This is a genomic window from Pseudomonas sp. GW821-FHT09C08, assembly GCF_059418125.1.
Genome location: NZ_JBWKPG010000004.1, coordinates 605,448 through 627,119 on the forward strand (window position 1 = coordinate 605,448; position 21,672 = coordinate 627,119).

At 61.4% G+C, this 21,672-nt stretch carries 10 protein-coding genes; 6 read left to right on the top strand and 4 right to left on the bottom strand.

What is annotated here, in order from left to right; translation table 11 throughout:
* Positions 1–2: 2 nt before the first annotated feature.
* Entirely contained in the window at positions 3–2,000 is a 1,998-nt protein-coding gene (mnmC, locus tag AC07OJ_RS17395; RefSeq protein WP_495094863.1) for a bifunctional tRNA (5-methylaminomethyl-2-thiouridine)(34)-methyltransferase MnmC2/FAD-dependent 5-carboxymethylaminomethyl-2-thiouridine(34) oxidoreductase MnmC1, read from the bottom strand.
* 156 nt (positions 2,001–2,156) lie between these two features.
* On the opposite strand from mnmC, the gene pap reads away from it, so the two are divergent.
* The 3 genes from pap (at position 2,157) to AC07OJ_RS17410 (ending at position 6,925) form a co-directional block, all read left to right on the top strand.
* The gene (gene pap / locus AC07OJ_RS17400; RefSeq protein WP_065904299.1) at positions 2,157–3,671 is read left to right on the top strand and encodes a polyphosphate:AMP phosphotransferase; all 1,515 of its coding nucleotides are present in this window, start codon (positions 2,157–2,159) and stop codon (positions 3,669–3,671) included.
* Positions 3,672–4,665: 994 nt separating this feature from the next.
* Positions 4,666–5,850, top strand: coding sequence for a thiolase family protein (locus tag AC07OJ_RS17405; protein ID WP_106803077.1), 1,185 nt, complete (start codon positions 4,666–4,668; stop codon positions 5,848–5,850).
* A gap of 118 nt (positions 5,851–5,968) precedes the next feature.
* Entirely contained in the window at positions 5,969–6,925 is a 957-nt protein-coding gene (locus AC07OJ_RS17410) for a DMT family transporter (protein ID WP_495094864.1), read from the top strand.
* On the opposite strand, the gene AC07OJ_RS17415 is transcribed toward AC07OJ_RS17410, so the two are convergent.
* A complete protein-coding gene (locus AC07OJ_RS17415; RefSeq protein WP_065904309.1) occupies positions 6,922–8,304 on the bottom strand; it encodes a class II fumarate hydratase in 1,383 nt (460 codons plus the stop codon). The two genes, AC07OJ_RS17410 and AC07OJ_RS17415, sit on opposite strands and share 4 nt — an antisense overlap.
* A 193-nt stretch (positions 8,305–8,497) precedes the next feature.
* Here AC07OJ_RS17415 and AC07OJ_RS17420 point away from each other — a divergent pair, with 193 nt between their 5' ends.
* The 3 genes from AC07OJ_RS17420 to AC07OJ_RS17430 all read left to right on the top strand — a co-directional run bounded on the left by AC07OJ_RS17420 (position 8,498) and on the right by AC07OJ_RS17430 (position 12,182).
* On the top strand, positions 8,498–9,016 hold the full coding sequence (locus AC07OJ_RS17420) for a DUF2059 domain-containing protein (protein WP_025855033.1): 519 nt from the start codon (positions 8,498–8,500) through the stop codon (positions 9,014–9,016).
* Between the two features lie 6 nt (positions 9,017–9,022).
* The gene (locus tag AC07OJ_RS17425) at positions 9,023–9,316 is read left to right on the top strand and encodes a BolA family protein (protein ID WP_065904311.1); all 294 of its coding nucleotides are present in this window, start codon (positions 9,023–9,025) and stop codon (positions 9,314–9,316) included.
* 157 nt (positions 9,317–9,473) lie between these two features.
* Positions 9,474–12,182 carry an RHS repeat-associated core domain-containing protein gene (locus AC07OJ_RS17430; RefSeq protein ID WP_495094865.1) on the top strand — a complete coding sequence of 903 codons (2,709 nt, stop codon included), beginning with the start codon at positions 9,474–9,476 and terminating at the stop codon, positions 12,180–12,182.
* Positions 12,183–12,239: 57 nt separating this feature from the next.
* Here the strand turns inward: AC07OJ_RS17430 and AC07OJ_RS17435 are convergent, their stop codons facing one another.
* Positions 12,240–16,769, bottom strand: coding sequence for a SpvB/TcaC N-terminal domain-containing protein (locus AC07OJ_RS17435; protein ID WP_495094866.1), 4,530 nt, complete (start codon positions 16,767–16,769; stop codon positions 12,240–12,242).
* On the bottom strand, positions 16,766–21,643 hold the full coding sequence (locus AC07OJ_RS17440) for a Tc toxin subunit A-related protein (protein ID WP_495094867.1): 4,878 nt from the start codon (positions 21,641–21,643) through the stop codon (positions 16,766–16,768). Before AC07OJ_RS17440 ends, AC07OJ_RS17435 begins: the two co-directional genes overlap by 4 nt.
* Positions 21,644–21,672 lie beyond the last annotated feature (29 nt).

The window sequence follows — 21,672 nt, forward strand, 5'->3', positions numbered from 1 at the left end:
GCTCAGCGCGGATTTTTCACGGCGTTGCTGCGAATCAAGGCCCGCACCGCGAAGCGGTTCGGGTGGCAGGCCTCGGCCACACTGCGCGGCAGGGGCAGCGGCTCGTTGTCCAGCCAGGCTGCCAGTAGCTCGCCGGACAGCGGCGCGGTGATAAGGCCCCGCGAGCCGTGGCCGCTGTTGACGTACAGACCGTCCAGCCACGGGCAGGCGGCTTGCGGGGCGTGGCGGGCGTCCTTGCGCAGCGCATCGTAGGCCAGGTCGAAGGCCTCGGGGTCGGCGAGCGGGCCGACAATCGGTAGGTAATCCGGACTGGTGCAGCGAAATGCAGCGCGGCCTTGCAGGGCATCCGGGGCGAGGCTGGCCGCCTGCAGGCGCCGGGCCAGGTCCGGGGAGATTTCCTCCAGCAGCTCGAGGTTGCCGGCATGCTCGGCAGCAGTGGGGGCGAGGTCATCGCTGTGGAAATCGAAGCTGGCCCCTAGTGTGTGTTCACCCAGGCGTGGCGGCGCCACATAACCTTCGGCGCACACCACCGTGGCCAAGGCCTGGCTGTCGGCGGTCTGGGGCAACCGGGTGATTTGCCCGCGAATACGCTTGAGGGGCAACGCGGCGCTGGCAGCAAAACGCTTGACCTCGGCGGCACCGGCCAGCACTACCACCGGGGCACTGGCGAGCAACTGCTCACCGTCCCAGGCCTGCCAATGGTCGTCGACTTTGCGCAGCTCCAGCACCTCGTGATGGGCCAGCACGTTGATCCCGGAGTGGCTTGCCTGCCACTGGCAGAGGGCGGGCGGGTGCACCCAGCCACCTTCGGGGAAAAACAGCCCGCCATGCTCCAGGCCAACCCCGGCGCGCACCTGGGCCTGATCCCGGTCCAGCAGGTGCAGCAAGTCCGGAGCGAACGCCCCGGCCAGTTGCGCCTGGCGTTCGGCCTCCTTGGCATTGAAGGCCAGTTGCAGCACGCCGCAGCCATCCCAATCCACCCCCCGGTGCAGGTGTTCCAGCAGGCGCCGGGTATGCCCGAAGCCGCTGACAATCATCTGCGACAAGGCGGTGCCGTGGGCGGACAGCTTGAGGTACAGCACCCCCTGCGGATTGCCGGAGGCCTCCTGGGCCAGGGCCTCATGCCGCTCCAGCAGGCTGACGCGCCAACCGCGTGCAGCCAGGCTGGCGGCGCTGGCGCAACCGGCCAGGCCACCACCGATCACCAGGGCGTGGCGCTCGCCATGGAGCGCGGGAGGGCGCGCGAACCAAGGTTTGACCGCAGCCGGCGCGGGCGTCTCGGCGGGCCAGCCGAGAAACTCACCGCGCAGGATTTCCCATTTATGACCGATGCCCGGCGTGCGCTTCATCTTGAAACCGGCGGCGTTGATCAGGCGCCGTACCCAGCCGGTGCTGGTGAAGGTGCTGATGGTCGAGCCGGGGGCTGCCAGGCGTGCCAGTTCGGCGAACAGCTCGGCGGTCCACATCTCGGGGTTTTTCGCCGGGGCGAAGCCGTCGAGAAACCACGCGTCGACCTGGGCGTCCAGCTGCGGCAATTGCTCCATGACATCGCCGATCAGCAGGGTCAGGGTCACCCGGCCGTTATCCAGCACCAGTTGCTGGAAGCCTGGATGGATGGCGATGTACTGGGCCAGCAGTTGCTCGGCGAAGGGCTGCAGTGGCGGCCAGAGGGCGAGGGCGCGCTGCAGGTCGGCGTGGCTCAGCGGGTACTTTTCCACGCTGACAAAATGCAGGCGCGCACCGGCCACGGCGTGCTGTTCGAACAACTGCCAGGCGCAGAGAAAGTTCAAGCCGGTGCCGAAGCCGGTCTCGCCAATCACCAGCCGCCCGCCCACCGGCAGGGCCGCAAAGCGTTCCTGCAAGCGGTTCTGCTCGAGGAACACATAGCGGGTTTCTTCAAGGCCGGACTTATCGGAGAAGTACACGTCGTCAAACACCCGCGAGTGCGGGCGACCTTGGTCATCCCAGTCGAGCTGGGCGTTGGGCAATACGGGGGTCATGGGCGGCTCATCATCAACGAAGCAGGCAACGGCAAGGCGGCCATTCTAGCCGATCAACTACCAACGCATTGATCCATGGCAAGCGGCAGTGGAATTTCCTCCCGCGTGTCGTTGCCCAATCCGCTAGTCTTGCTGAATTCTGGAACGGAGCCGCCCATGTTCGAATCTGCCGAAATTGGTCACGCCATCGACAAAGACACCTACGACGCCGAAGTCCCGGCCCTGCGCGAAGCGTTGCTGGAGGTGCAGTACGAGCTGCAGCAGCAAAAGCGTTTCCCGGTGATCATCCTGATCAACGGCATTGAAGGGGCCGGCAAGGGCGAGACGGTCAAACTACTGAATGAATGGATGGACCCGCGCCTGATCGAGGTGCGCACCTTCGACCAGCAGACCGACGAAGAACTGGCCCGCCCACCGGCCTGGCGCTATTGGCGCCAATTGCCTGCCAAGGGCCGCATGGGCATCTTTTTCGGCAACTGGTACAGCCAGATGCTGCAGGGCCGGGTGCATGGAGAGATCAAGGACGCGCGGCTCGACCAGGCCATCGCCGGGGCCGAGCGCCTGGAGAAAATGCTCTGCGATGAAGGCGCGCTGATCTTCAAGTTCTGGTTCCACCTGTCGAAGAAGCAAATGAAAGCGCGCCTCAAGGCCCTGGCCGACGACCCGTTGCACAGCTGGCGCATCAGCCCGCTGGACTGGCAGCAGTCCGCGACTTACGACAAGTTCGTGCATTTTGGCGAGCGCATCCTGCGCCGCACCAGCCGCGACTACGCGCCGTGGCACGTGATCGAAGGCGTCGATGCGCACTACCGCAGCCTTACCGTGGGCAAGATCCTGCTCGAAAGCCTGCAAAATGCCCTGAAGCAGGCCAAGGGCAAGGCCAGCGGCATGAACCCGGCGCCGCTGCTGGCTTCGGTGGACCAGAAGAGTCTGCTCGACAGCCTCGACATGACGCTGAGCCTGGACAAGGACGATTACGAAGAACAGCTGATTACCGAGCAGGCCCGCTTCTCCGGCCTGATGCGCGACAAGCGCATGCGCAAGCACGCCCTGGTGACCGTATTTGAAGGCAATGACGCGGCGGGCAAGGGCGGCGCGATCCGGCGTGTCGCGGCGGCACTGGACCCGCGTCAGTACCACATCGTGCCGATTGCGGCGCCGAGCGAGGATGAACGCGCCCAGCCTTACCTGTGGCGGTTCTGGCAGAAGATCCCGGCGCGCGGCATGTTCACTGTGTTCGACCGCTCGTGGTACGGCCGCGTGCTGGTGGAGCGCATCGAAGGCTTTTGCACCCCGGCCGACTGGATGCGCGCCTACGGCGAGATCAATGACTTTGAGGAGCAACTGCGCGATGCGGGGGTGATCGTGGTCAAGTTCTGGCTGGCAATCGACAAGCAAACCCAATTGGAACGCTTCCAGGCCCGCGAAGAAATCCCGTTCAAACGCTTCAAGATCACCGAAGACGACTGGCGCAACCGCGAAAAGTGGGACGACTACCGCGCCGCCGTCGGCGACATGGTCGACCGCACCAGCACCGAGGTCTCGCCCTGGACATTGGTGGAAGCCAATGACAAGCGCTGGGCGCGAGTAAAAGTGCTGCGCACCATCAACCGCGCGCTGGAAGAAGCGTTCGAGAAAAGCGACAAGCACGACAAGAAGAAAAAGAAATAAGCGCGAGGCAGCCGGGTTGAGGTGGAGAGCTGGCTTGTGGTGGACAGCTATGGTGGACAACCAGCTTGTAGTGGAGATCTGGTATTTAGTGGAGAGCCCGCTTTTTTGTGGCGAGCGGGCTTGCCCCGCGTTTGGCTGCGCAGCAGCCCCAAAACCTGCCCACCCCTTCTAACTGAAGCCCTGCAGTGCCTGGGGTCAGGGCCGCTTCGCACCCCAACGCAGGACAAGCCTGCTCACCACAAGGGCCTGGCCGCACAAACTCTCTGTACTCCAAAACCGCGTGGTGGACAGCCAGCTTTTAGTGGACAGTGGAGAGCCCGCTTTTTTGTGGCGAGCGGGCTTGCCCCGCGTTGGGCTGCGCAGCAGCCCCAAAACCTGCCCACCTCTTCTAACTGAAGCCCTGCAGTGCCTGGGGCCGGGGCCGCTTCGCGCCCCAACGCAGGACAAGCCTGCTCACCACAAGAGCCTGGCCACCCAAACCCTCTGCACTCCAAACCCGCGTGGTGGACAGCCAGCTTTTAGTGGACAGTGGAGAGCCAGCTTTTTTGTGGCGAGCGGGCTTGCCCCGCGTTGGGCTGCGCAGCAGCCCCAAAACCTGCCCACCTCTTCTGACTGAAGCACCGCATTGCCTGGGTGAGGGCCGCTTCGCGCCCCAACGCAGGGCAAGCCTGCTCACCACAAGGGCTTGGCCACCTAAACCCTGCCCACCTCTTCTGACTGAAGCACCGCATTGCTTGGGGTCAGGGCCGCTTCGCGCCCCAACGCAGGACAAGCCTGCTCACCACAAGGGCCTGGCCACCCAAACCCTCTGCACTACAAACCCGCTGCACAACAACCTTCTGCACAACTAGACTTCTGTAAAACACCCCCCCGCACTCCAAACCCGCGCACCACCCCATGCTTTTGTATATGCCAGGTGAATGATCATCGCGGCCGGGCGGGCGCGGATCTATTCTCGATTGATCTCCCAACAACGACAAGATCGAGGTAGCCCATGCGTGAAGTAGTGATCGTCGACAGTGTGCGAACCGGCCTGGCCAAGTCCTTTCGCGGCAAGTTCAACCAGACCCGCCCGGATGACATGGCGGCCCATTGCGTCAACGCACTGCTGACCCGTAACGGCATCGACCCGGCCAGTGTCGAGGATTGCATCGTCGGCGCCGGCTCCAACGAAGGCGCCCAGGGCTACAACATCGGTCGCAATGTGGCAGTGCTCTCGCAGCTGGGCACCGGCACGGCGGGCATGACCCTCAACCGATTCTGCTCGTCGGGCCTGCAGGCGATTGCGATTGCGGCCAACCAGATTGCTTCGGGTTGCAGCGACATCATCGTCGCCGGCGGCGTCGAGTCCATCAGCCTGACCATGAAAAGCGTCAACACCGACAACCTGATCAACCCGCTGCTCAAAGAGCAGGTGCCGGGGATCTATTTCCCCATGGGCCAGACCGCCGAAATCGTCGCGCGCCGCTACCACGTCAGCCGCGAAGACCAGGACCTCTATGCGCTGCAAAGCCAGCAGCGCACGGCCCAGGCGCAGGCCGACGGGTTGTTCGACGATGAAATCGTGTCGATGGCGGTCAAGTACAAGGTCGAGGACAAGAACACCGGCGCGGTGCAGGTCCTTGATGGCGTGGTCGATCGCGATGATTGCAACCGCCCGGACACCACCCTGGCGAGCCTTGCCGGGTTGAAGCCGGTGTTTGCCGAAGACGGCTCGGTGACGGCGGGCAACTCCTCGCAGTTGTCCGACGGGGCCTCGATGACCCTGGTGATGAGCCTGGAAAAAGCCCTGGCGCTGGGGCTCAAGCCCAAGGCGTTCTTCCGCGGCTTCACCGTGGCCGGTTGCGAGCCGGACGAAATGGGCATCGGCCCGGTGTTCTCGGTGCCCAAGCTGCTCAAGGCGCGTGGCTTGCAGGTGGCGGACATCGACCTGTGGGAACTCAACGAAGCGTTCGCCTCCCAGTGCCTGTATGCGCGCAATCGCCTGGAAATCGATAACGCCAAGTACAACGTCAACGGCGGCTCGATTTCCATCGGCCATCCGTTCGGCATGACCGGTTCGCGGCAAGTCGGGCACCTGGTGCGGGAACTGCAGCGGCGCAACCTGCGCTACGGCATCGTCACCATGTGCGTGGGCGGCGGCATGGGCGCCACCGGTCTGTTCGAGGCCGTCCGCTAGATCACCCGCCAATGTAGGCGCCGGCTTGCCGGCTCCTACAATTGAATTGCGCCGTAGCCCAATCCTTCTGCTTGCCCCTAGAATGCCCGTTCCACTTCCTCTGGCATCTGGGGCACTCATGCACATCTCTTCCGGCCGCTGGGTCTACGGTTTCTGCCTGACCCTGTTGACCGCGCTGCTCTGGGGCATCCTCCCGGTCAAGCTCAAACAGGTCTTGCAAGTGATGGACCCGGTCACCGTCACCTGGTTTCGCCTCACCGTCGCCGGCAGTTGCCTGTTACTGTACCTGGCGGCCACCAAGCGCCTGCCCAGCCGCAAAGTGCTCGGCCCCAAGGGCGGCTGGCTGGTGGCGATGGCCGTGTGCGGGCTGGTCGGCAACTACGTGTTGTACCTGGTGGGCCTGAACATGCTCAGTCCCGGCACCGCGCAGTTGGTGGTGCAGATGGGGCCGATCTTTCTGATGGTCGCCAGCGTGTTTGTGTTCAAGGAGCGTTTCAGCCGGGGGCAGGTGCTTGGATTGGTGGTGTTGATCGTGGGGTTTGGGCTGTTTTTCAACCAGCGCCTGGAGGAGTTGCTCACGTCTGTCGGCACTTACACCGCCGGCGTGCTGACCATCCTGCTCGCCACCTCGATCTGGGTGTTCTACGCCCTCGGCCAGAAGCAGTTGCTGACGGTGTGGAATTCGCTGCAGGTGATGATGGTGATCTACCTGTCCTGCGCGGTGCTGCTCACTCCCTGGGCGCATCCGCTGGAAGCGCTGGACCTGAGCCCATTGCAAGGCTGGCTGTTACTGGCGTGCTGCATGAATACCTTGGTGGCCTACGGCGCATTTGCCGAAGCCCTGGCCCATTGGGAGGCCTCGCGGGTCAGTGCGACGCTGGCGTTGACGCCGCTGGTGACGTTTGTCGCGGTGGCGCTGGCAGCCTGGCTGTGGCCGGACTACGTGCAGGCAGAAGAAATCAACGCGCTGGGATATTTCGGCGCGCTGGTGGTGATGCTCGGTTCGGCGGCCGTGGCGCTGGCCCCCTCGCTGCTCGCCGGGCTCAAGGCCCGGCGGCTGCGCATGGCGTCTTAGGCGCCCAGCATGTTTTCCGGGCGAACCCACTGGTCGAACTCTGCATCGGTGAGGTAGCCCAGTTCAAGGGCGGCCTCGCGCAGCGTCAGCCCTTCGGCGTAGGCCTTCTTGGCAATCTCTGCCGACTTGTCGTAGCCGATGTGCGGGTTGAGCGCGGTGACCAGCATCAATCCGCGCTCCAGGTGCTCGGCCATTTGCGTGGCGTCGGGCTCGAGCCCGGCAATGCAGTGCTCCTGGAAGTTGTTGCAGCCGTCGGCCAGCAGGCGGATCGACTCCAGCAGGTTGTGGATGATCACCGGCTTGTACACGTTCAACTGCAAGTGCCCTTGGCTGGCGGCAATGCCGATGGTCACATCGTTGCCCAACACCTGGCAGGCCAGCATCGACAGCGCCTCGCACTGGGTCGGGTTGACCTTGCCGGGCATGATCGAACTGCCGGGCTCGTTGGCCGGCAGCTTGACCTCGGCCAGCCCGGCGCGTGGGCCCGAGCCCAGCAGGCGCAGGTCGTTGGCGATTTTCATCAGGGCCACGGCCAGGGTTTTCAGCGCGCCGTGCAGGGTCACCAGTGGCTCGTGTCCGGAAAGCGCGGCGAATTTGTTGGGCGCCGTGACAAACGGCAGGCCGGACAGCGCGGCCAGCTCGGAGGCAATCGCCTCGCCGAAACCATGCGGCGCATTCAGCCCGGTGCCGACGGCGGTGCCACCCTGGGCCAGCTCGCACACGGCGGGCAGGGCGCTGCGGATGGCGCGTTCGGCGTAGTCAAGCTGGGCGATAAAGGCTGACAGTTCCTGGCCAAAGGTGATCGGCGTGGCGTCCATCATATGGGTGCGGCCGGTCTTCACCAGTTTCATGTGCCGCGCGGCGAGTTCCGCTAGGCCACCGGACAGATTGGCGATGCCCGGCAGCAACTGGGTGTGTACCGCCTGCACGGCCGCAATGCTCATGGCCGTGGGGAAGCAGTCGTTGGAGCTTTGCGAGCGATTGACGTGATCGTTGGGGTGCACCGGGCTCTTGCCGCCGCGGGTCTTGCCCGACAGCTCGTTGGCACGGCCGGCGATCACCTCGTTGGCATTCATGTTGCTCTGGGTGCCGCTGCCGGTCTGCCAGACGACCAGCGGGAATTGGTCATCATGCTGGCCGGCGAGCACTTCGTCGGCGGCCTGTTCGATCAGGCGGGCGATGTCGGCGGGCAAATCGCCATTACGGTCGTTGACCCGCGCGGCGGCCTTCTTCACCAGGGCCAGGGCGTGCAGCACCGCCAGCGGCATGCGCTGCTCGCCGATGGCGAAATTCACCAGCGAACGTTGGGTCTGGGCGCCCCAGTAAGCGTCATCCGGGACGGCGACTTCTCCCAGGCTGTCGGTTTCGATACGGCTCATCGGGCACACTCCTTCAGGTTCGTTTGCGCAGTTTAGGCCTTGATGGGCCTATGGGGTTCCCTAAAAGACTTTTCATCGGATTCATCCCGTGCCAATCCACGCCGTACAAGGCCCGGGGTTGAGCCGCAGCGTTTTTTAGGCGCAGAATGGGCGCCCTTGGGGTCTTACCTCGCCTGCTAGAAAAGGAAACTCGATGACTCGTCTTCGTGCCATCTGTACCGCGGTTGCTCTGGTTTGCGCCAGCGGCCAGGTTTTTGCCGATACCGCCAGCCACAACGCCAGTGCCGAAGCCTTCCTTACCCTGGCCCACGCCGACAAGCTGGGTACCCCGGTGTACATGCAAGTGCAGCAAATGTTCGCCCAGCGTTTCGAACAGACCAAGGCGCCTGCCGCCAAGCAGTCCGTACTGGACAGCTACCAGGCCAAGGCCAACGCCGCCCTCGACCAGGCCATCGGCTGGCCGAAGCTGAAACCGGACATGGTCAAGCTCTACACCAGCAACTTCAGCGAATCCGAGCTCAAGGACCTGGTCGCGTTCTACCAGTCGCCACTGGGCAAGAAAGTCCTCGAGAAAATGCCGCAGCTGACCCAGCAATCGGCCCAGATGACCCAGGAAAAACTGGAAAGCGCCGTACCGGTGGTGAACAAGCTGTTGGAAGACATGACCAACGAGCTGACGCCAAAAGCCGCCGCACCGGCCAAGAAGAAGTAAGCAGGAATGAGCATGCAACAGCGTATCGAAACGGCACTTGCCGCCCTGGGCCCGGACCACTTGAGCGTGCTGGATGAAAGCCACATGCACAGCCGTGGGCTGCAAACCCACTTCAAGGCCGTACTGGTCAGCCCGCAGTTCGAGGGGCTCAACCGCGTCAAGCGCCACCAGAAGGTCTACGCCACCCTGGGTGACCTGATGAGCGAGTTTCATGCGCTGGCGCTGCACACCTACACGCCTGAAGAATGGGCGAAAATCGACGCAGCCCCGGCCTCGCCGACCTGCGCCGGCGGGCACTGAGCCCGCAGCCCAAGGCCTGCGGGCGCGGCGCGTTCGCGCTCGCAGGTTGCCGTATCCTGTGCCTGTAATTAGACACATAAAACATCCTCGCAGTACCCCCACGCCCTAAAGGGGTTCCCTAGACTTTTTTGACCTTAGCTGATCAGGTCATGAGTTTATGTCCACTTCTTTGCATCGAAATACACCGACCTTGAAGGCCATGGATCCTCGCGGGCTGGCTGTGCGTGCTGTTCACTATCATCGTGAGAGCGTGACGCAGGCTCCGCAGGCACGGGTCACCCGCCAGGTTTTTGGGGCCAATGGTCTTTTGCTCAGCCAGTGGGACCCGCGGCAATTTGCGCGCGGCGCTGCGGGTGTGGCGTCACAATCGACCATTTACAGCCTGTCGGGCGAGCCTGTGCGCACCGAGAGCGCCGATGCCGGCTGGCGCCTGCTGATACATGGTGAAGCAGGGCAGCTGTTGCATCGCTGGGATTCGCGTCTAGCTCATCACGAGCGGCGCTACGACCGCCTGTTACGCCCAGTGGCCGTGTTTGAACAGGCAGCGAATGAGCCACGGCCGCGTTGTGTCGAGCGCCTGACCTATGCGGCCGCCGAACCCGCCGAGGCGGCCGTCAACCGTTGTGGTCGGCTGATTCGCCACGCGGACCCGGCCGGTGTCTTGGTGATGGATGAGTACGGGATCGATGGAAGCGTCACCCAGCAGACTCGACGGTTTCGCTTGGATACGTCGGCAGTTGACTGGCCATCCAGTCATGACGAACAAGCCGAACAGCTGGAGCCCAAGGCCCACACTACGACCTGGCGCTACGATGCCACGGGGGCGCAGCTGGAGCAGGTCGACGCCCAGGGCAATCGCCGACACTGGCTCTATGGGCAGCAAGGCTGGCTGAAGGAGGTTGCGCTGACCCTCCGTGGCGGCTCACGCCAGGTTTTGACGCACCAGCGCGTGTACAACCCCAGCGGTCTGGTGATCTCCGAACGGATGGGCAATGGCGTTACCAAGCTGGCGAAATACGCCGCTGAGGATAATCGTCTGTTGCAACTGACGGTGCATCGCAAGGGCGATGCCGCCAAGCCTTTACAGGACCTTGTGTATGAGTACGACCCGGTCGGCAACATCCTCAGCCTCAGCGACCAGGCGCAGCCGACGCAATGGCACACTAATGCGCGTATTGATGCGGTCAACCGCTACCAGTACGACAGTCTGTACCAGCTGACACAGGCGACCGGTCGGGAAAATGCCGGCAACAGCGGTGGCCAGGCGGCGCCGGGACGGGTGACGTTCGGTGCAACTGACACCGGGCTCTGGCGCAATTACACCCAACATTACCGTTACGATGAACATGGCAACTTGACGAGCCTTCGCCATGTGCCGAGTAGCGGAGCCGGACATACCCGGGACATGCGTGTCGCTGCGGGCAGCAATCGCGCCTTGCCGGTGACTGACGGTGCACCGCGGCAATGGGCAATGATGTTTGATGCCAATGGCAACCAACACGTGCTCGGCAGCGGCCAACAGTTAGGCTGGGACGTGCGGAATCAGCTCACCCATGTGACTCAGGTGTGGCGTGAGCAGGGTGATCCGGATGTGGAAAGTTACCTCTACGACGGCCAGGGCCAACGGGCAGCCAAAATCAGAAGCCAGCAGGTCGCGGGGAAACCCCATACACAACTGACATGCTACTTGCCGGGTTTGCGCCTGCATGTACAAGCAGGCAAGCGCTTGAACGTGCTGGAGATCGATATCGGCGGCGGTCATGTCACGGTGTTGCAATGGGAGCAGGGTCGCCCCAGCGATATGAAAGACGAGCACGTGCAATTCAGCCTCCTCGATCACCTCAATAGCAGCTTGCTGGAACTGGACGAGCAGGCCCAGTTGCTGAGCCAGGAGCATTATTATCCTTATGGCGCGACGGCGTGGTGGGCTACCAACGATACGCAGCGAGCTCGCTATAAGGTTCGCCGCTATGCAGGTAAGGAGCGCGATGCGACAGGGTTGTATTACTACGGATCGCGGTATTACGCGCCGTGGCTGCAACGCTGGATCAGCCCGGACCCGCTGGGCGACGTGGACGGCCTGAACCTGTATGCGATGACCCTGGGCAACCCCTTGCTGTTCAGGGATGTTGATGGCGGGCAAGTGTCTTTTGGCGAGCAATTCCAACCCAGTCGAGGCGATATCCTTTTCGGCTTGGCCAACACCGTGCGGATCTATCGCAGCTTCTGGTCGAAGCTGACGGCCCGCGGGGACATAATGGCTGCCTATTTCGGCGTCGAGGAGATGGGGGCGGCAACTGCGGCGCTGGCCGTAAGTGTCGACGCGTATATTCGGCGCGGGCTCGACAGGATCGGCGAGTCCGAGTATGAGCAAACGATCGCAGAGCAAGGCGGGCAGGTCGCACGGCAATTCTATGGCGCTATTGTGTCCAAGTATTCGGGCTGCACATCGACCACCGCCAACCGGGAGTTCGCGAAGAAATTCGTCAGTGATTTTTCTTCCAGTGACTATTCCTTCGAACGCACCCTTGAAGGCTACATAGATGTGAACTTGAGTGCGTTTCAGCACAAGCTGGTCAACCGCGCCAGCAAGTCGGCGTTGAAGACGCTGACGGACCCTCAGAGCCTGCGCCAGGCGCACTTTGCTCTGGATGATCTGGACATGGACGTTGTGATCAATAAGTCCGCGGTTTCTGCCACGGGTTCTGAGCTGCGCTGGCTGTATCGGCATCGACAGCAACTGGCAGGCCGCGTGACGTTCTATCGGCATCAACAACGGGTCGACGCCCCTTGGGAGTCCGACTCCTCCGCGTGGCGTCGCTATAAACCCGCCAGTTCCAGGGCTTCACGGGCGGCGGCACGTTGAGTGAACAAAGCCGTTTGGCCGTCTCTCAACGGTGAGACGGCCACGCTTCCCCAGGCTTCAGTGTTCAGCCGAGAGGTCTACCTGCGCTCCAGACGTATCATTTTCATCCTCGCTGACGGTGTACCAGGCCCAGTAGGTGATTTGCCGTAGTGTTTTCCTGGCTGTGAGGGTGCGGGTGGGGCGGCCGAGGGGGTCATGGAACTGCCTGTCGCCAGGCAGGAACTGCTGCAGGGACTGACCGTCGATGTACCGGTGGCGGTCGGCGTAATAGGTGCGATGTACCCGCATGATCCGCCCCGTGGGGCTGTACTCGGTGTGTTCGCTGACACACCAGCGCGGATCAGCGTGAACCGTCTGGATGGCGCCGTCCTTGACCGTCAGGTCCGCGTTGTCGCCCACCGCACAGGCCGGCCCCGGCTCGGCTTGTTGTTTGCTTTGCAAGATGCGCCCGAAGCCGTCATGGGAGACCAGGCTCATGTGGATGAGCTGTTCCTGATCGTGGGTATAGCGATCAGCTGCCAACATCAGGCTTCGTGCCGGTTCGCGCTGGGCCTTCTGGATCAAGTCGGACAAGGCTTTCTCGCTCGCACTCAAGGCGCTGGCCTTTTTTTTCAGGCGCAACCGGGCGGTGGCGCGTATGTGCCCGTCTGGTGAGACATAGCGCTGGGTGACCCAGTGCGCCTGCCTGTCCGTCGAGGCGATCGAACCCATCCAACTGAACGGGTCGTAGAGCCAGGCACTTGCTGCCTCGCCGAGGATCGTTGCGGGTGCTTGAATGGCGGATTCGATGGATGCGTCTACCGGGCGGCGATACGCGGACAATGGCCCGAAGCCCACGGACGTTGCAGATGCTTGCCCGTTGATGCTGGTCGCGAGCAAGCGACCGAACGCATCGTAGAGCGCTTGCTCGGTCGTGCCGTTTGGATCGGTGATGCTGATCGGCTGGAGCAGGCGGTAGTCATGCTGGACGCGGGTGATGCAGCCGTCGGGTTGTTTGACCTGGATGACCTGAAGCCCGTAAGGGTCATAGGTCAGCGTGGTTTCGCCCTCGGCCTGAGTCAGGCGCCAAGTGTGTAGACGAAAGAAGTGTTTGGCGTTGAAGTAGCGCGGAAACTGACGGCGAATCGACCAGAGGGGGGACGATTGGCGTTCCTGGTCATTGGCATGAAAAAACAGCGCCATGGGCCGGTAACCGATTCGGCCCAGGCGGCTCGGCAGGTCTTCGGCCGGTTGGCCCGGCATGTCGGGAATTTTCTCCAGCGCCTGGAGCGCTTTGGGGGCCAGTTCAGCGCTTTCTTGATAATCCGCCAGCCCCTGGAAGTTTGCTGTTCCGGGCGTCAAGGTTTGCCCTTTGCCGCCCGGTTCGCGGTAGTGCTGGATCGTCAAGCCGCTCAGCTCGCGCGGTGCTTGTGGCCCCAGTGGACCTGAAAGCCGGTCGATCAAACTCTCGTAGCGGATAGCCGATGCGTTCAGCCCCGCAGGTGGCTGACCGTCAGGCAGGGTCCAGGCGTTGGTGCGTTGACGATAGGGCAATCCCAATCGCCATTGGTCGTCGTTGGGTTGATGAATCCACTGCGCCAAGGTTTCGCGCAGATAAAACACCTGCTGAGCCGGGTCGTGGGTGTCACGCCACCATTGTCGCTGATGCTCATCCTCGAGCAGTGCCGGGGGGGTATCACTGACCGTCTTGCGCCGCGCGCCATGCACCGTAACGCTGTGGACCAGGCTGGCGTAGGTATCCCAGCGCAAGTTGACCTGGTGTTCGCAGACCGGATCATCGGGCACCTGTTCGTACTGATAATGCACGGACTCCAGCGTCAGCGGCAGCATTCGCGGCCAGGGTTGCGAGCCGGATGCCGGGGGCAAGCGACGGACCAGATAGCGGTACTGCTGCACCGAATAGGGTGTGCTATTGGCCGGGTCAAGGGCGAACACTTCCACCCGCAGCGGCAGGCCCCTGAGCGCATAGGCTGCCGCCCGTGTCTCCGGTGGCGTGGGCGACGCGATCACGCGGTCGTGATGGTCGGTCGGTTGCGGCTGTTGGGGGGCATCATATGTCGCCAGCAACGTGCGGCCGAGCATGATGGCGTCAGGGTCGTGCTCGCTGTAGTCGTCCTTGGGCATATCCAGCGCCTGGCCGGTGTGAAACCAGCGTTTGGTTTGCGTCCCTGCTCCGGGCGCGTCATGGGTGCCGGTCTCGATGTCGGTTTGAAGCAGCAAGCTAAAACCCTGGAAGGCGCGTTCATGGGGGTCGTAAAACCCTTGGCGATAGCTGAAATGCTGGGTCAGTGTGTGATGACTGATCTCATCGCGCTGCCTCTGGCGTTTAACCAGGGTCAGTGCGAAGGGCAATCGGCAGACGGCCTGCCTGCCTTCGGCCTGGTGCTGCCTTTTCTCGTCCAGCCATTCCTGGGCACTGCTGCGGTAGCTCACCTCTACTTGTGCGCCCAGATTGTTGTTGGTAATGCTGAGTAGACAAGGCCTGCTATCAAAAAAATCGTAGCGCCAATGGCGAGGGTGTGGGTGCGTGACGCTGATGATCAGGCTGGCGTAACCGTTGCCTTGCAGGTCCGCCACGCTCACCTGGCATAAGGCGTCATGCTGAACGCCTGATGGCCAGGGTAAGACCAACGAGGTTTTGGCAAAGCCATTGCCGCCCTTGTTGGTGAAAATGCGTACCTCATGGGTCGTCAGGTACAGCAAGTCGCTGGCACCGCAGCCATCCAGATCCGCCAGCAACACGTTGGAAGCATTGAACGTCGTTTCCCTGAAAGGCAAGGTGGCCAATACTCTCCCTTTGCCGAATCGCCCATGGCCCAGGTTGGGCCAGCATTTGATTTCGTTGTGTCGTATACGCACCAGGTGCTGCTGGCCGCTGCCAAGTATGTCGCTGAAGCCAACCCAGTCGGCGGAAGAACCGAGGAAGGACGGTAAGTCGTCGCCGTCGATCGTGTGCGCCTGCTCGATGCCCTGCTGGAAACCGCTATGCCGGTTGGCATACAGGCGCACGCTACGCGGGCCCACCAGTGCGATATCAGCCAAGCCGCTGCTCATCAGGTCGGCAAATATCGCATGGGTGTGCAAGAACTCCACCGGGAACGCATCGAACCGTACGAACCCCGCGTCTTTACGTTGTGGGGCCAGGCTGAAGAAACCGCTCATGCCCGGTCGGGCCAGGACCCATTCCAGCCGACCGTCACCATCGATATCGAGCAAGGCCTGATAGACCGGGCGTGAACCGTCCGCCACGGGAATAGCCGGCAGTTCTTGAGCGGGAGCGTACGTCACCCCATCGCCTGTAGACGCCTCATCTCGCTGGGGTGCTCGGTAGTACCAGGCTTGATCACCTCGGTACAAGATTCCCGGTAAGCCCTCGCCGAATAGATCCACCAACTGATAGCGCTGGCCGTCATTGAGACCGGGCACGTCCACAAAACGCTGGTAGCGGCGGGCATCCAGTTTCAGGCCTGAGTATTGATACAGATATTCTTGCGGCGGCAGGCTGGTGAGCGTTCCCTGGGCGTCAACGGCCTGCTCGTGAACCGCTAGCAAGGTGTTGAGCCCGTTGGGAAAGGTTTTGTGTTCGAACCGCAGGCGTTTGACCAAGACGGGGGAGGGGCCCATGTCGGGGGCATCTGCAAAGGCGTGAAACATCAGGATTTGCCGACACAGTCGCAGTGTCCGTAGTTCAAAACCGTAGATGAAACTGGAAAACGGATCTTCGCGTGGAAGCCACGGGTTGAGCGCGTCGTAGGAAGGCAACTTGTCGTTGGCGGTGGTGCGTTGACCGTAGTCGAACAGCAGGTAAAAGTGCCACGCCTGACGGGACAAATCGTCATTCTTGAGCAAATACAGCGTCTCTTTTTCCCTCGCCATGACGTTGCCGTAACACACTTTATGCAGATAACGCTGGGCCCGGCTGTCATGGGGTTCCGTGCGGGTATCGGTCTCGGCCAGGTACTGGTAACCGATATGCTCGCCATGGGCGTTCAGGCTTTCCTCAAGCAGCCATTGCGCCACATGGCTCAGGTTATCGGGATCAGCGATACGCGCCGCAGGCGTTTTGCCGTACACATGCCGGCTGCCGTCAGCCGCCTGGATCAGCCAGAACCCGGCCGCATCGCCCTCTGAACGCCAATGCTCGACGCGCTCGAAGCGCTGTTCGACCCTCGGAAAGTAGCGCGTGACGACGTAGTGGCGGCCTAGCGGCACGTGGTCAAAACTGTCGCGTTGTGTCTGGACAAGCGTGCCTGCGGCGGTGCGTTCGGGCATCCATTGCTGTGCATCCGGACCCTGGAATGTATCGGCTGCGGTGTAATCGGGGACGCCCTGCTGGGTACGCCGTGTGACGGCACCCGGATTGACGTCCCAGCCGAAACCGAACGCACTGTTACCCGCCGTGCTGCGATAGATCAGCGACAACGTAGGTGCATAACCACGGCCAGTGGAAATCGGCAACCCAACCTCAAAAGTCGCCGTGCCATCAGCGCCCACGTTGCCCCAGCCTTTGGCGACGCCCTCGATGGCGGAGCTGGCTTTAGGCAGCGATGGCACCTTGAGGGGCGATTCATTCGCCTGAGTGCTCATGTTTCACTCCTGCCAGGCCTGGCCGTGTAGCGCACATGAATGATGATGTCGGTGATGGATTCAAGCAGGTTTTTTTGTTGCAGCGGATTGGGAAAGTTCAAGCGCCAGCACGATATCGCCCCCGTGTATTCAAACGGCAGGTAGCGTGGGTCGTTGTCGAAGTTGAGCGTAAACAGGCCGTTGTCGTCCAGGCCGCGTGACAAGGCGATTTGCTGGTGTGCCCTGAAGTCGGTCCTGAGGGTGCCATCGGGCATCTGGAGTTCGTTTCGGGTCTGGGTCAGTGTTGCCTTGATGTCTTCATAAGGTCCTAGCAAGGCGGGTAGTGTGACGCTGACATGCTTGATCCTGCGCAGGGTCTGCCCAGGGTAGTCCTCATCCAGGAGCGCTTGAGTCAGGGCGAAGCTGATGGTGCCGCTGCTGACCAATTGCGCTTTATGTTCAGTCCAGGTTTTGGCAGGCGCGGTGATTTCGAAGGTCTGTTGGCCGGTCGCGACCTGACACTCGATCAGGCGATGGCGCAGTGACATGGTTTTGCTGATTTCCAGCTCGCGAGGTGTGTGTTGCAGGTACGCGGTGTTCATCTTCACCAGGTTCAGTTTCAAGCTTTCCGCGCTCAGCAGTCCTCGGCAGGTGTGATGCCAGGCCCCACCTTGGAAGAACTGCCGGCTGTCGGTGGTTTCGTACTGCCAGCAGGCTTCAGCGGCCAGGCACAGGGAGTGGACGTTGTCATACAGCGCGTAATAGAACGTGCTCAGTTGGGCCGTGAGCCATTGATAGAGCTGTGTCCCGGTAAAGCGCATGCCGAGTAATTGGTAGGCTGACTTGGCCTGGGCCAATGCGGTGTGGGCACTGCGTAGTTGCAGGCGAGTGGCTTTTTCCTGCTCGGCATGCACCAGCAGCAGGGTGTCGATCTGGGCCAGTTCCAGGCGAGCCTGTTGTTCGGCGTGGGCCCATTCTTGAGCGCGACGATTTAACTGTTCAGTGCGCTCCAATTCGTTACCGTTGGCGCGGGCGATGTTGGCTTCGCCCTGGGCGAAGGCCTGATAGGCATGAAACGCCCCCTCCCAACGCATCCCTCCGGACGACGTGCCGAAGATATTCGGCAACAGCATAGCGGCGCCGGCGCCTATACCGGCAATCGCGACTTTTCTCTCCCAGGCGGCGCTCTCCAGATAGTGTTGGCCGGCCGAAATTTCACCGGTGCTGATGCCTTCGCTGAGCTGGCGTGTCAGGTAGTCCAGTCGCCCCTCGACGATTGCTCGGCTGCGACGCAGGGCATCTTTGTTTTTTTCATCGATGGCAACGGCCTGGGTCTGTTGGGTCAGCACCAATTCGGCCAACTGCCAGGCGTTTTGCTGTTGCACCTCAAGGTAGTGCGCCTGTTCCTTGCGCTCGATCAAGGTGAGCAGGGTGGTGCCGAACTGCGCCAGGCTGTCGACCGCGCTCAAGGCGTGCCCCAGCATGACCTGGAACCGGTAGTGACCCACTTCAGGGCGGACCAGTGGCAATGTACTGGCGTCACCCGCAGCGCCCTGTGCATTTCGCGTCAGCAGGGCGGCAGGGGACAAGGGGGGCGCAAAGAGTGTCTGGCGCAATGGCTTGCCGGAAATATCCAGATGATGGCGAAGCCCGTGCAGGCGACTTTCCAATATGTCCCAGCGTGCGACCAGTTGCGTGTTCAGCGGGCGGAACAAATAGGGGCTGTCCATGAGCCAAGTGTGTTGCCCTGTGGTCTTGCAGTGCCGGGACAGTACGGTGGTGTATTCGGGTTGATGTTCCAACTGGCGGATGGCCTGGGAGGACACCGTCGCCAGTGCGTCCAAGGTGCGGGAGGTCCAGGTATCGGCACGTGTGACCGTCGGGCGCATGCCGAGCAGGTTCTGCGCCTGGATGTACCAGAGTTTGGCTTCGGCCAGGCTGTCGGGGCTCACTTGGCGATAAGCCGCGTCGCCCCGGTTGATCAGGATATCCACATTGAGGTGGTACAGCGCCTTACGCAGGTATGTCGGAAAGCTGAGAGCCAGGTAATGCGGGCTCTCGGGGTGGTGGCAGGCGAAGCTCAGTTCTACCGGGTTGCCTGGCAGGGCACTGAGGGCACCGGTGTCTGGGTGGAGTGGGTCGAACAGGGCGTGCAACCAGGTCTGGGCGTGAGCGTATTGCTGCTGCTGGTTGAAGTAATGGGCGATGGTCCAGGGTAAGTAGATAAACAGTTCGCGCAAACTTTTACCGTGCGCGCCCTGGAAATCCAGGGGCTCGGGGGCGGCGTCCGCAGTCAGTGCCGGTTCCGTCCAGTCATCGGGGGAGCGTAAAAATACTGGGTCGAAGCTGACCGTGGAATGTTGGGTCAGTTGACTCGCCACCGTGGTGTTGAGTCGGATGGCCGGGACACTCGGGGCGAAGCTTGTGGAAAAATCAATCCACTCGTGGGTCGCTCCGGTGTTTTGCTGTTGGCGCGTAATTCGTGGGGAATGCGCGGGCTTGTCGACGGCAACGGAGGTGGCAAGGGCGCATTTGACGGCCTTGAGTGCATAGCCGAGGACAGTCACCTGGTTCTCTCTGCTCTCAAGCGTGATGACCCCATGGATCAGCGTGATGGCTGATGCGGGTTGCTCATTGGGTAACTTTACCCGCGTACTTGCCAGGTGCCCGGCTGCGAGTTCGGGGGAGGCGCCTACCAGACTCTCGTGATCGAGGTCCGAGTCGTTGAGGATTTGGGCAGTGTTGTTATTAATGGCTTGCGGAGTGGGCACGTCCTTCAGTTTGGATTGCATGATGACGTGCTTGTAGAAACGCAATGTCGGCGTGGAAGTGTTACCCAGCTCCAGCCTCACGTCATTCACGAAGTGCAGTTTTGGGTTGGCGACTTCATCACCTGGCAGGTGGTAGCCGCTGTAACGGTCGAGTATCACCAGGAAGGGATCCTGATGATGGGTATACAAGTGGAGGAATGCATTTTTGTTGAGAAACTTCCCTGCCAGGGAGTATTCGAAGATGGGAAGGTATTGGTCGGTATGCCCGGGTCTCGGGTCCGGCCTTGATTTCATCTCTTTCTCAAGCCTGAACAATATGGAGTCTTTGTCATAAATGGCATTGGAATAGCTTTTTCCGGTCTTGGGGTTTTTAAAGAACATCGAGTGATACGTGGCGTCTGCACTGGGATGTATCGCGCAGTCGATCCTGATGACCGAACCGCTGATGAGTTCAACTTCGGCCAAGGTCGAGTCATGCAACGCCGACTGGGTGCTCAGGGTAATGCTCATCTCGGAGTACCGGGATGCAAGGGTGATGCTGTACGTCTGCAGAAAGGGCTTGACGATTCTTGAGGTGAAGACGAATTCGTTGGTGGCGGGATCAAAGGCGGTGGTGGCTGTATCGGTGGCGACTATGGCTGTGCTTTTGGATTCAAAGTCCCACGTTCGCTGATCTTCGATCTGGGGTGTTTGAGCGTCCAGGACTACCGTTCTTTCGTCTTGTTCCTGCGCCAGGCGTGTCTTGAACTGTAAGTTGTCTTTGTTTATATCGAAAAACAGACGGAAGTATTGGTGAGCGAACGGCGGAAGTAACGCGCTGGAAAACAGGTTGTCTTTGTCGACGCCGCCCAACAACGCTTTCTGTAGTGGCGTGTTTTGTGTGGATTCATAGGCTTCCAGCAATCGGAGGGCTTCCTGGGCTACGGCTGAACCTGGCACGATTTTGTAGCGGCCGGGGCTGCCTGCGCTGGCGACGATTTTTATGCTCAATGACTGATCGATACTGATGGCTTGGAAGAATTCGCCCATTTGATCGCTGCCATGATTCAGCGTGTTGGCGCGTATACCCAGGAACAGGGTGTGAGGAGAGCGGCTATCGACTACGGCAATGGTCTGCGTGATGCCGATAAGTTGCGCTGGCGTGAGTGCGTTGATACCCCGCGTGACGCAGTGCTCTTCCAGTCCCGTGTGCGCAAAGCTCCAGGTGCCATCCAGTTTTTTATAGGAAAAGCACAGACGAAACTTCACGAACTGGCTGTTCAGCCATTCAGCCTGGCGTTGTTTTTCATCCCCGTCCTCTTCGTTGTCGCCATTGCCATTGCCCTGTGCCTTGAAGGAGTGGTGCGGGGCAGGCTTGATGATCTCGGCCCAAACCATAAATAGCCGCTGATTGAACAGGACGGGACGGATACTGTGGGCCGGTGTATCGGCGCCAAACGTCAGGTTGATGGGTTTCCAGTCTGTCCAGGCCAGAGGTGCGGGCGCGTCGGGGTTGGCGGTTGAGCGTTTGGACAGGTCCAGCGAACGCCAATAATAGATGCTGTCGGTGGCGGACTTGCCGACGAAATAATAAGTGCTGGTCTCCAACTGTCCGACATTGCCATCAATGTAGCCATTGAGCGTTTGAATGCTGGCGACCTCTTCGAACCGTGACAGGAAGCCTTGCACGGCCTTCAGTGCGGTGTCGGGTTGGAGTCGATGCTGTTGGAGTTCGTTTTCCAGTTGCGCAAAGCTGTCGCTCTTGTCCTCGCGCAGCGTGGGGTCGAGGAAATTTTGCGGGTGATAGCGCAGTTGCTGGCTGGCGCTCCAAAGGGGGTAAGTGTGCAGGGAATTCTGCCAGGCCAGGGTCTCGTGTGGCGACATGCCCGGGGTCTCATAACCCGGTTCGAGGCCTGAGTGGATGCGGTTTATGTAGTGTTGCAGGCTGGTGATCGCACTGGCGACCGGGCTGGTCGGCACTGCTTCGCTGACTTGTACGTCCAGTAGCCAGTAGTCGTACAGGTCGTTGGGTGTCTGCAACGCGTCTTTAAGGTCAGCGCTGATGCAGTGAGCCAGATAGTAGCTCAGCATGGCATCACGCCTGGCTTCATTAAGCCGTTGGTCGAGGTTCTCAGACATAGTCATTCCTTGAGTCTGCTGATTGAGATGCAGCG